The sequence below is a fragment of the Gordonia sp. NPDC003425 genome, assembly GCF_053588635.1.
Genome location: NZ_JBSFQI010000003.1, coordinates 324687 through 335759, shown reverse-complemented (window position 1 = coordinate 335759; position 11073 = coordinate 324687). Strand labels below are relative to the sequence as shown.

11 protein-coding genes are annotated in these 11073 nt (G+C 67.1%); 6 read left to right on the top strand and 5 right to left on the bottom strand.

The window, feature by feature from the left end; translation table 11 throughout:
- The first annotated feature begins 125 nt into the window (after window positions 1–125).
- Both ACWDTD_RS06350 and ACWDTD_RS06345 read left to right on the top strand, forming a co-directional pair.
- Window positions 126–947 (top strand): hypothetical protein, encoded by an 822-nt coding sequence (locus ACWDTD_RS06350; RefSeq protein WP_449746223.1) that lies wholly within the window; start codon window positions 126–128, stop codon window positions 945–947.
- A 104-nt stretch (window positions 948–1051) separates the two neighbouring features.
- Window positions 1052–2320, top strand: coding sequence for a hypothetical protein (locus ACWDTD_RS06345; protein WP_449746222.1), 1269 nt, complete (start codon window positions 1052–1054; stop codon window positions 2318–2320).
- Between the two features lie 88 nt (window positions 2321–2408).
- Here ACWDTD_RS06345 and greA read toward each other — a convergent pair whose 3' ends face one another.
- The 3 genes from greA to ACWDTD_RS06330 all read right to left on the bottom strand — a co-directional run bounded on the left by greA (window position 2409) and on the right by ACWDTD_RS06330 (window position 4260).
- Complete coding sequence (gene greA, locus ACWDTD_RS06340; RefSeq protein ID WP_449746221.1) at window positions 2409–2903, bottom strand: transcription elongation factor GreA; 495 nt, start codon at window positions 2901–2903, stop codon at window positions 2409–2411.
- 137 nt (window positions 2904–3040) lie between these two features.
- A complete protein-coding gene (locus ACWDTD_RS06335; RefSeq protein ID WP_449746220.1) occupies window positions 3041–3790 on the bottom strand; it encodes a queuosine precursor transporter in 750 nt (249 codons plus the stop codon).
- The gene (locus ACWDTD_RS06330; protein ID WP_449746219.1) at window positions 3787–4260 is read right to left on the bottom strand and encodes a DUF4307 domain-containing protein; all 474 of its coding nucleotides are present in this window, start codon (window positions 4258–4260) and stop codon (window positions 3787–3789) included. Before ACWDTD_RS06330 ends, ACWDTD_RS06335 begins: the two co-directional genes overlap by 4 nt.
- Window positions 4261–4348: 88 nt before the next feature.
- On the opposite strand from ACWDTD_RS06330, the gene mca reads away from it, so the two are divergent.
- The 3 genes from mca to ACWDTD_RS06315 are packed head-to-tail and all read left to right on the top strand — an operon-like array spanning window position 4349 to window position 7582.
- Window positions 4349–5236, top strand: a complete 888-nt coding sequence (mca, locus tag ACWDTD_RS06325) for a mycothiol conjugate amidase Mca (protein WP_449746244.1) — start codon at window positions 4349–4351, stop codon at window positions 5234–5236.
- Window positions 5233–5556 carry a hypothetical protein gene (locus ACWDTD_RS06320; RefSeq protein WP_449746218.1) on the top strand — a complete coding sequence of 108 codons (324 nt, stop codon included), beginning with the start codon at window positions 5233–5235 and terminating at the stop codon, window positions 5554–5556. The genes mca and ACWDTD_RS06320 overlap by 4 nt, the downstream gene beginning before the upstream one ends.
- 22 nt (window positions 5557–5578) lie before the next feature.
- Window positions 5579–7582, top strand: a complete 2004-nt coding sequence (locus ACWDTD_RS06315; protein WP_449746217.1) for a thioredoxin domain-containing protein — start codon at window positions 5579–5581, stop codon at window positions 7580–7582.
- A gap of 70 nt (window positions 7583–7652) precedes the next feature.
- Here ACWDTD_RS06315 and ACWDTD_RS06310 read toward each other — a convergent pair whose 3' ends face one another.
- Both ACWDTD_RS06310 and rocD read right to left on the bottom strand, forming a co-directional pair.
- Complete coding sequence (locus ACWDTD_RS06310; protein ID WP_449746216.1) at window positions 7653–8273, bottom strand: histidine phosphatase family protein; 621 nt, start codon at window positions 8271–8273, stop codon at window positions 7653–7655.
- Between the two features lie 107 nt (window positions 8274–8380).
- A complete protein-coding gene (rocD, locus tag ACWDTD_RS06305) occupies window positions 8381–10468 on the bottom strand; it encodes an ornithine--oxo-acid transaminase (RefSeq protein WP_449746215.1) in 2088 nt (695 codons plus the stop codon).
- Window positions 10469–10565: 97 nt separating this feature from the next.
- Here rocD and ACWDTD_RS06300 point away from each other — a divergent pair, with 97 nt between their 5' ends.
- Window positions 10566–11012 carry an Lrp/AsnC family transcriptional regulator gene (locus tag ACWDTD_RS06300; RefSeq protein ID WP_449746214.1) on the top strand — a complete coding sequence of 149 codons (447 nt, stop codon included), beginning with the start codon at window positions 10566–10568 and terminating at the stop codon, window positions 11010–11012.
- Window positions 11013–11073 lie beyond the last annotated feature (61 nt).

Sequence of the window (11073 nt, the reverse complement as noted above, 5' to 3'; positions counted from 1 at the left end):
AGAGCGCCTACTGGTCGACCCACACCGTCACCAGCTACCGTGAGAACCCGGTCCCCGCAAACGCTGGAACCAACTAACCGAGCCTCCAGCAAACCCGGGGCGATTCACCCAATGTGATCGAGAAGGTGATTGAGAAGCCGGTTGATCACACCGTGCAGCGGGTGGTGGAGAAGCCCAATGTGATCGAGAAGGTGATCGAGAAGCCGGTTGATCACACCGTGCAGCGGGTGGTGGAGAAGCCCAATGTGATCGAGAAGGTGATTGAGAAGCCGGTTGATCACACCGTGCAGCGGGTGGTGGAGAAGCCCAATGTGATCGAGAAGGTCGTCGAGAAGCCGGTTGATCACACCGTCGACAAGATCGTGGAACGGCCTAAGATCACCGAGCGCGTCGTGGACAAGCCGGTCAATCGCGAGCTCGAGAAGATCGTCGAACGACCCGTCATCGTGGAGAAGACCATCAACAAAGAGGTGAAGTTCTTCCAGGAGCGGGTGGTGGAGCGGCCGGTCGAGGTTCCGGTCGAGAAGATCGTGGAAAGGCCCGTCTACCGCGAGGTCGAGAAGATCGTGGAGAAGCCGGTCGAGAAGATCGTCGAGGTGGTGGTCGAAAAGCCGGTCTATGTGCGGAAATTCGTGGAGAAGCCGGTCGAGAAGATCATCGAGGAACACCAGGCCACCAAGACCGTCACACGTGGACTTGCGGGTGAGGTCACGGCGACCACGGCCACCTTTGTCGAGACCGGAGACGTGAAGGAGGCGCGGTGGATCGAGCGTGCCACCGGGCAGCATCCCGACGACGACATCGTCGGTGACGGCTCTGTGGAACTCCGGAAACGGTCGGAAGAGATTCCCGTTCGCCCGGCCGCGCCGGTCGACAACTCGCGAACCGATCGCCCCGACGACCCCAAGGGGCCGCGGTGGAACATCCCCCGTCACCTGCGGAAGTGAAACCAGAAACCCCAAAGGAGGAGGTTCCGGTGCGTACCTCGTCATCGCCATTGATGCGACGCCCAGATTTACGACGATTCACGACCGTAATGACCCTTGCGCTCGTGGGAGCCGGCTTGACGATCTGTTCGGTTCCCGTGGCCCGAGCGGATCCCGCGCAGTCCGCGGCGGCAACCGCGATCACCGCGCACTACAAAGAGCTGGGCGGCAACAGGGCGCCGCTCGGTGAACCCGCCGGCCCGGCGACCGCGATCGCCGGGGGTGCCTATCAGGTATTCGACGGAGGAGAGATCTACATCTCCGATGAAACCGGAGCCCGCGTGATGTACGGGGTGATCCTCGCGAAGTACAAGGCCCTGGGCGGGCCCGCTGCGCTCGGATTCCCGACCGACGACGAGAGCGACACCCCGCCGGCGGGCAAGATCACCGACCTGTCGACAAAAGGGGGTGCATCGATCGTGTGGAGTCCGCAGACGGGCGCGCATCTGATCACGGGAAAGGTGCGGCAGGCATGGAACGCGAGCGGCGCGGGCCGAGGACCGTTCGGGTTCCCGGTCACCGACACCGCTCTGAAGGACGAGACCGCCATGTCCACGTTCGCGGGTCCTCGAGGCACCGAGATCAGCTGGAATCAGACAACCGGACTGCGGACCGAGCCGGCCGCGTTGGCGTCGACGATCCCCGGATTCGCGGGATCGGCGCCGGGCGCCACGGGTGTGTCCGCACCGAGCGTCGCGGCACCGGGTGTCAGTGCCGGTGACGCGGGTGGTTCGTCGTCGAGGTGGTGGCTGTGGGGATTGCTGCTCGCAGCACTCGCCGCGTTGTGCGCCCTGGCGGCCTGGCTTCTGCGCCGCCGACCGAAGGCGAAGGGGCACGGTCCGACGCGACCCGAGCCGATATCGCGGGGAGCAGTTCCCGCGTCACCACGGGCCGCAACACCGCCGGCGCCGGCGCCCCGATCCGCGCCCGCAGGCGTGGGAGGGACATCGGCTTCGGTGACGCGACCCGTCGCGACGTCACCACGCGCGACAGCACCGGCACCGACCAGGCCCGCTCCGGTCCCTGCTGCGCCTGTCAAGCCCGTGCCGGCGCAACCCGCCCCGGTCAAGCCGGTTCCGATCAAGGCGGCCGAGGTCAAGCAGGCCGAGGTCAAGAAGCCTGAGGTCAAGAAGGCCGAGGTCAAGGCCCCGGTCAAACCTGTCCCAGCGGTGCCCCCGACCGAGATCGAGGTATTCGCGCACGATCTGCCGAAGACCCCGTTGGAGGTGCGCTACGACGACGTCGTGACGACCGGTCCGATCGAGATCACGTATCTCAACAACGCGGTCGGCGACCACGAGGTGAGCCGGGAGGACAAGTCCGACGTGCTCTGAGTCCCGATCACCCCGGCACGAAAACCAGTGATGCCCGGTTCCACAACACGGAACCGGGCATCACTGCGTCAGGTCTCAGGGCGTGGCGTCAGCCGTGGTACGGCTCGGCCTTGACCAGCGTCACCTTGATCACCGAGCCACTGGGGACGGTGTACTCGCGGGTGTCGCCGACCTTGGCGTCGATCAGGGCCGAACCCAGCGGCGAGCTGGGCGAATAGTTCTCCAGGTTGCCGCCCTGGGCTCCCTCTTCGCGCGTGGCGATCAGGAAGGTCTCCTCATCGCTCTTGTCGCCGTCGTAGTACACGGTGACCACCGAACCGGGCAGTGCGACGCCCGACTGCGTCGGCGCCTCGCCCACCTTGGCGTTGTTCAGCAGTTCCTGCAGCTGGCGGATACGCGCTTCCTGCTGGCCCTGCTCTTCGCGGGCCGCGTGATAGCCGCCGTTCTCCTTGAGGTCGCCCTCTTCGCGTCGCTCGTTGATCTCGGCAGCAATGACCGGACGGTTGGCGATGAGGGAGTCGAGCTCGCTCTTGAGGCGGTCGTGCGACTCCTGGGTCAGCCAGGTCACCTGGGTGTCGGTCATCGGTCACTCCTTTGTGTTGTCCGCGCCTCGGGCGAAGGTCTTCACCTGGGCATATGGACTGCTCTAAATGCAGCAACACGACCCCTTCCGGAGCCGTGTATTCGATCACGATACCAAAGGTTGCGGGCAGAAGCACGTCATTTGACGTCTTCGCGCAATTCTTCAAGCGCTTCTTGGTAGCTGGGCTCGGCCATTTTCAGCCGCGCCACCACCAGATAGGTGATCGGCATGACGACGATCTCCACCAGCGTCTTCCAGATGAAGCCGACGGCCGTGTAGTTGATGAAGTCGCCCCAGGTGGAGATCCCCAGGGCCGACGCCGCGATGGAACAGAACACGAGGGTGTCGGCGAATTCGCCGACCACCGTCGACCCGAGAAGCCGTGCCCACAATTGCCGCTCACCTGCGCGTTCCTTCATCTTGACGAGGACGAAGGAGTTGAGGAATTCGCCCGCGAGGTACCCGGCGAGACCCGCGAGAAGGAACTGTGGAACCACGCCCGCGACCCGCTCGAACGCCTGCTGGCCGTCGTAGAACGGCGCCGCCGGCAGATGGATGGTGAGCCAGAAGCACAGCGACGCGAGCACCAGCACGGCGAATCCGGCGAGGATCACCCGTCGCATCGCGCGAAAGCCGTACACCTCGCTGATCACGTCGCCGAGAACGTAGGCCAGCGGGAACAGGAAGAACGCGCCGTCGGTCACCAGGCCGTGCAGACGAATCGGTCCGACGTCGAGGTGCAGCCATGAATCGAACAGCAGCACGCCCTTGGTGCCGGTGATGTTGCTGATCAGCATGACGCCGACGAACAGCGCCACCAGCAGCGGGAAGTAGGGACTGCCCGCGGAGGCGAATGCGGCTCGCTGCCGGGTGTCGCGGGTGGTCACGAGTCCGGCACGGTCAGATAGGCCGGCACGTTAGTGGTGCAGCCGAACACCTCGCCGATGACCGGCGGCTCCGAGGTGCGCACCACCGTGCGCAGTCCCTCCTGCTGTTGTCCCGGCGGAACGAGCACCTCGCGGCGTCCGGTCTCCGACCCGTCCTTGGACCGCGCACGGACCACGCAGGCCACCGGCCGGGTGGGATCGCTGCGGTTGACGGTGTAGATCACGGCCACCGACGAGGAGTCGAGGATGTCGTATCCGGTGGCCTGCCCGCTGACGTCGGGATCGGCGAATTTCGTGTAGCCGATCGCGGCCAGCGCGATCCCGATCACCACCACGGCCACCGACAGACCGATGAACCAATAGCGCCGACTGCGCGCCGACTGTGCGACGGGGTAGGTGGCGCGGGGACCGCTCTGCGGGCGATCCTGCAGGTCGGAGCCCTCCGACCTGCCCCCGTCTGAACTGTTCACGCGTCAATACCTACCATGTGAGGAGTACGCATCCGAAGGTGAGGAACCCGTGACGCAATCCCGTCCGACCGGCGACGGCTTTCGACTGATGGCCGTGCACGCCCACCCCGACGACGAGTCGAGCAAGGGTGCGGCAACGTCGGCCAAGTATGCGGCGGAGGGCGACGAGGTGCTGATCGTCACGCTCACCGGTGGTGAACGCGGCGACATCCTCAATCCGGCCATGGACCGTCCGGGCATCAAGGAGCGGATGAGCGAGGTCCGCCAGGAAGAGATGGCCAAGGCCGCCGCGGCGCTCGGCGTCGAACAGGTGTGGCTCGGCTTCGTCGACTCCGGGTTGCCCGAGGGCGACCCGCTCCCGCCGTTGCCGGAGGGCTCGTTCGCGACGCTTCCGCTCGAAGTGCCCACCGAGAAACTCGTCCGCCTCGTCCGTGAGTTCCGGCCGCACGTGATGATCACCTACGACGAGCACGGCGGCTACCCCCACCCCGACCACATCATGTGTCACAAGGTGTCGGTGGCAGCGTTCGAGGCGGCCGCCGACCCCGACGCCTATCCGGGTACCGGAGAACCCTGGACCGTGTCGAAGCTGTATTACACGCACGGGTTCATCCGCGACCGGATGGTGCTGTTCTCCGAGGAGTTCGCACGTCACGGGCAGGAGAGCCCCTTCGCCGAGTGGCTCAGCAAGTGGGACCCGAGCCGCGGCGACCTGATGGGGCGCGTCACCACCCAGATCGAATGCGGCGACTACTTCCCGCAGCGCGACGACGCGCTGCGCGCGCACGCCACCCAGATCGACCCCAACGGGGTGTTCTTCGCCGTGCCGCTGGAATGGCAGCAGCGGCTGTGGCCCACCGAGGAGTTCGAATTGGCGCAGACCCGCGTCACCACCTCGATTCCGGAGAACGACCTGTTCGCCGGTGTGGCCAAGGACTCCGAACTGCTCGACGTGCGTGAGGAGGCGTCCTCGTGAGCCCCACGACGATCGCGGTGCTGGCCGCGCAGCAGCCGCAAGGACCCGAATTCGGCAAGGCCTCCCCGATCGGCCTGCTGGTGATCATCGTGCTGCTGATCGGCACCGGCCTGCTCATCTGGTCGATGAACAAGCAGCTACGCAAACTGCCCAAGTCGTTCGACTCCGAACATCCCGAGCCCGATCAGGCCTTCGACGAGGGGACCGACAACGCCGGTGCCGGACTGACCCCCGACACCGCCGCCGGCGCAACCACCGACGACTCGCCGGGCACCTCGGTCCCCGGCGCCACCGACGACCGCAAGTCCGCGGACACCTGACCCCCGCGGGACGCGAGCCGGGATGCGCAACGAACTGGGCGGCTCGTCGAGTCCCTACCTGCGCCAGCACGCCGGCAATCCGGTGGCCTGGCAGGAGTGGGGTGATGCGGCGCTTGCCGCGGCGGTGACCCGCGACGTGCCGATCCTGCTGTCGGTCGGCTACGCGGCATGTCACTGGTGTCACGTGATGGCACACGAATCGTTCGACGACCCGGTCACCGCCGAGGTGATGAATCGCGACTTCGTGTGCATCAAGGTGGACCGGGAAGAGCGCCCGGACATCGACGCCGTCTACATGAACGCCACCGTCGCCATGACCGGGCAGGGCGGCTGGCCGATGACCTGTTTCCTGACACCATCGGGCGAACCGTTCTACTGCGGGACTTACTATCCGGACACGCCCCGCGGTGGGATGCCGTCGTTCCGCCAGATCCTGGCCGCGATCACCGAGGCGTGGACGCAGCGCCGCGCCGAGATCGACTCGCTCGGCGGGCAGGTGCGCGACGCGCTGGCGTCGGCCTCGTCGGCGTTACCGGCGGGCACGATACCGGTGGACGAGCGGCTGCTCGGCCATGCGGTCACGACGGTGCTCGGAGACGAGGACGTCGTCGCCGGTGGTTTCGGCGGTGCGCCCAAGTTTCCGCCGTCGGCGCTGATCGAAGGATTGTTGCGCCACCACGAACGCACCGGGGACGTCGCGCCGCTCGAGGCGGCGGCCCGCACCGCGGACGCCATGGCCCGCGGGGGCATCTACGACCAGCTCGCCGGTGGCTTCGCCCGATACGCCGTCGACAACGACTGGGTGATACCGCATTTCGAGAAGATGCTCTACGACAACGCACAGTTGTTGCGGTGCTACGCCCACCTCGCACGCATCCTCGACACTGTTCCGGCGCAACGCGTCGCCGGCGAGATCGTCGACTTTCTGCGCGCCGACCTGCGGGTTGTCGGCGGCTTCGCATCGGCGCTCGACGCCGACGCCGCCGGTGTGGAGGGCTCCACGTACGTGTGGACCCCCGACGAACTGCGCGAGATTCTGGGCGAGGACGACGGACGTTGGGCCGCTGAGCTTTTCACCGTGACGGCGACCGGCACGTTCGAGCACGGACGGTCCACGCTGCAGCTGCGCGCCGACCCCGACGACGTGGCCCGCTACGCCGACGTGCGACGCCGACTGCTCGCCGCGCGTGCCGAACGGCCGCAACCGGCCCGCGACGACAAGGTGGTCACCGGGTGGAACGCGATGGCGGTGACGGCGCTGGCGGAGGCGGGATCGGTGCTGGGCAGACCGGAGTGGGTGGATCTGGCGGTCGAGGTGCTCGACGAGGTGTGGGGTCACCATGTGGTCGACGGACGTCTGCGTCGCTCGTCGCTCGGCGGTGTGGTGGGGGATCCGCTGGCGGCCCTTGACGATCACGCCGCGCTCGTCACCGCGATGCTCGTCGTTCATCAGGCCACCGGTGACAAGCGTTGGTGCGAAAGGGCATACGAGCTGCTGGACACGACGGTCGAGGTGTTCGCCGACCCCGCCGAGCCGGGCACCTGGTTCGACGCGGCCGAGGGCACGCTCATCGCGCGGCCGCGTGATCCGGCCGACGGCGCCACCCCGTCGGGCGCCTCCCTGCTCGCCGAGGCGCTGTTGATCGCCTCGACACTTGCCCCGTTCGGCCGGGCAACCCGATACGCCGAGCTGCTCGACGCGACCTTGGCGCGCGCCGCGATCCTGCTGGCCAAGGCGCCCCGCGCGGCGGGTCACTGGCTGGCGGTGGCGCAGGCGCGCGTGGCCGGTCCGCTGCAGGTGGCGGTCGCCACCGGCACGTGGTCGGATGGGGAACTCGCCGCGCGGGCACGCCGACTCGCGCCGGGCGGCGCGACTGTTGTTGCCGGAAGCCGTGATTCGGTGCCGTTACTCGACGGTCGCGGACCGGTCGACGGCGCGGACGCCGCGTATGTGTGCCGGGGCACGGTGTGCTCGTTGCCAGTCACGTCGGAGGCCGCACTGGCGGACCTGCTGCGGCAGCCGTAGATCCGGCCGAACACCCACTGTGCCGTAGTTTCGTGTCACCTGGTGACACCGATCTACGGCAGAAGGGTTTTCACAGCGCTCCGGTCGACGGATGCGCGCCCTCGGGTCCGCGGAGCTCGACGAGACGGCGATCGCCGCCGGTGTCACTGAGGAGTGCACTACCGGCGGGACGCAGGTCGATGTTGGCGCCCTGGGCGATCGGCCACCCGAGGAATCGGCAGATGAACGAGCGCGAGAAGTGTCCGTGCGACACCACCACCACGTCGGAGACTTCGAAACGTTCCTCGACGTGATCGACGGCGGTGTCCACCCGGCGGGTCATGTCGGCCACCGACTCGCCGCCGGGAGCACCCGACGTCCAGATCGCCCAGTTCGGGTCGTGCTCGGCGTGGATCTGCGCGCGGGTCAGTCCCTCGTAGTCGCCGTAGTCCCACTCGGCGAACAGGTCGTTGGTCTCGTCGATGTGGAGACCGGCGAGTTCCGCGGTGCGCTGGGCGCGTCGCCGCGGTGACACCATCACGTACGGGTCGAGAAGTCCCAGCCGTCCGGTGACGCCCTGGAGGGCGGCGGCGTCCTGGGCGCCCTTGTCGGTGAGATCGATGTCGGTGCGTCCGGTGTGCCGGTCGGTCAGCGACCATTCGGTCTGACCATGCCGGATGAGCAGCACGTGACGCGCGATGCGGGTGGACATTTCTCCAGGCTAGTCCCGGCGGAACGTCGGCACGTACAACGACGCCGGGCCGCGGTGGGCGGCCCGGCGTCGCGCTGACCGGTTCGGTTGTCAGGGGTCGGCAGTATTCAGGCGCTGATGGCCTCGGCGAACTGCTCGATCATCCAGTCGATCTCCTGGTGGGTGATCACGATCGGCGGGGCGAAACGGATCGTCGAACCGTGGGTGTCCTTGGCCAGCACACCGAGTTCGGCGAGGCGCAGGCAGATCTCTTTGCCCGTGCCCAGGTCGGGGTCGATGTCGACACCGGCCCACAGGCCCTTACCGCGCACCGCGATCACGCCGCGGCCGACGAACTCGCGCAACCGGGCGTGCAGGTGCTCACCGAGATCCTCGGCCCGCGACTGCCACGTGCCCTCGGCCAGCATGCGTACCACGGTGTGGCCGACGGCCGCGGCCAGCGGGTTGCCGCCGAAGGTCGAACCGTGCTGTCCGGGGTGCAGCACGCCCAGGATGTTGCGGTTGGCCACCACCGCCGACACCGGCAGCACACCGCCGCCGAGCGCCTTGCCCAGGGTGTAGATGTCGGGCACCACATCCCAGTGCTGGCACGCGAAGGTCTTGCCGGTGCGGCCGAGTCCGGACTGGATCTCGTCGGCGATCATCAACACGTTGTTCTCGGTGCAGAGGCGACGCACCTCGGGCAGGTAGTCGTCCGGCGGCACGATGATGCCCGCCTCACCCTGGATGGGTTCGACCAGCACGGCCACGGTGTTCTCGTCGATGGCCTCGGCCAGCGCCGCGGAGTCGGCGTAGGGCACGCGCTCGAATCCGGGGGTGAAGGGACCGAAGCCGCCGCGTGCGTCGTCGTCGTCGCTGAAGCTGATGATGCTGATCGTGCGGCCGTGGAAGTTGCTGCCGGCGACGATGATCTTGGCCATGCCGTCGGGTACACCCTTGACGTCGTAGCCCCACTTCCGGGCGACCTTGAGCGCGGACTCCACCGCCTCGGCGCCGGTGTTCATCGGCAGCACCATGTCCTTGCCGCACAGAGTGGCCAGCGCCGCGCAGAACGGTTCGAGCTGATCGGACACGAAGGCGCGGCTGGTGAGGGTGACCCGACCGAGCTGTTCCACAGCGGCCGAGGTGATCTCGGGATTGCGGTGGCCGAAGTTCACGGCGGAGTACGCGCCGAGTGCATCGAGGTATCGGCGGCCTTCCACGTCGGTGATCCAGGCCCCCTCGGCGGTGGCCGCGGTCACCGGCAGAGGCGAATAGTTGTGCGCCACATGGGGCTCGGTGACTGTGTGCATTCCTGCCCCTTTCTGATTCGTCAGTGAATCTGTTGAAACCGTTGGGTGTGAAGCGGGCGTGGGAAGTCTCAGTTCCAGTGTGCAGCACTTGACCCCGCCGCCGCCCTTGAGGAGTTCGGACAGGTCGACGGTGATCGGCTGATACCCGGCCAGCCGCAGCTGTGCCTCGAGGTGCGGTGCCGCGTCGGTCATCACGACGTGGCGGCCGTCGGAGACGAAGTTGAGTCCGAGAACCGCGGCGTCGGAGTCATCGGCGATGATCGCGTGCGGGAACAACTCTTCGAGCAGGGCCCGCGAGGCGTCAGAGAATGCCGCCGGGTAGTAGGCGATGTTCTCGTCGTCGAGCACGCCGAGCGCGGTGTCGAGGTGGTAGTAGCGGGGGTCGACGAGGTCGAGCGTGATCACCGGGAGTCCGGTGATGGCTCCGACCTCGGCGTGGGTGTCGGGGTGGGTGCGGAATCCGGTACCGGCCAGGATGCGTCGGCCGACCACCAGGAAGTCGCCCTCGCCCTCCTGCACGCCCGACGTGCGGTGTACCTCGCCCACGCCTGCGGTGTGGAACCAGTCGGCGTAGTGGTCGCCTTCGGGGGCGCGTTCGGGAAACGCGAAGCTGGCGGCGACGGCCTTGCCGTCGATCACCAGGCCGCCGTTGGCGGCGTAGACCATGTCGGGCAGACCGGGCTGCGGATCGACCAGGTGGACGGCGTGTCCCAGGGATTCGTACACCTGGCGCAGGCCGTGCCACTGGGCGAGGGCCTTGCCGGCGTCGACCGGGACGGACGGATCCATCCACGGATTGATGGCATAACTGACGGTGAAATGCGCGGGGGCGGTCATGGCGTAGGTACGGGCGCGTGGCGACCGTTCGAAGGGCGCAACAAAAGAAGGGCTCGTCATCGTCATAAATCGAGGGTATCGTGCCTGATCAGCGCAATCAATCGACGTAGATTGCGCATTTGATTTACAAATCACCGGAAGCTGATCAGAGGAGATTGATACGTTGCGTCAGATCGACGATCTGGATGAAAAGGTGCTCGCGTGCCTCACCCGCGACGCCCGGGCCACGTACGCGCAGATCGGCGACGAGGTGGGACTCTCCGCGCCGGCAGTCAAACGACGCGTCGACCGATTGCTCGACGACGGCATCATCCGCGGCTTCACCACGGTGATCGATCCGATCGCGATGCAGTGGACCACCGAGGCCTACGTGCAGGTGTTCTGCCGCGGCAACATCTCACCCGACGAACTCGCCGCCGCATGGGAACCCATCCACGAGGTGGTGAGCGCGGCCACCATCACCGGGCAGGCCGATGCGATCCTGCGGGTGATGGCCCGCGACGTTCACCACCTCGAGCAGGCGCTCGAGCGCATCCGGCAGGCCGGTCCGGTGGACCGCAGCGAATCGATCATCGTGCTCAGCCATCTCATCGACCGGGGCCATCCGTGAGCGCCGATGGGTGAGCGCCGATTGTGAGCTCTTTGTCGTGATCGACGCCGCGGTGCTAGCC

Coding starts and splice junctions, on each gene's coding strand:
- ACWDTD_RS06315 (WP_449746217.1), top strand. CDS start 5,579: ATGCGCAACGAACTGGGCGGCTCGTCGAGTCCCTACCTGCGCCAGCAC.
- ACWDTD_RS06310 (WP_449746216.1), bottom strand. CDS start 8,273: ATGTCCACCCGCATCGCGCGTCACGTGCTGCTCATCCGGCATGGTCAG.
- mca (WP_449746244.1), top strand. CDS start 4,349: ATGGCCGTGCACGCCCACCCCGACGACGAGTCGAGCAAGGGTGCGGCA.
- greA (WP_449746221.1), bottom strand. CDS start 2,903: ATGACCGACACCCAGGTGACCTGGCTGACCCAGGAGTCGCACGACCGC.
- rocD (WP_449746215.1), bottom strand. CDS start 10,468: ATGACGATGACGAGCCCTTCTTTTGTTGCGCCCTTCGAACGGTCGCCA.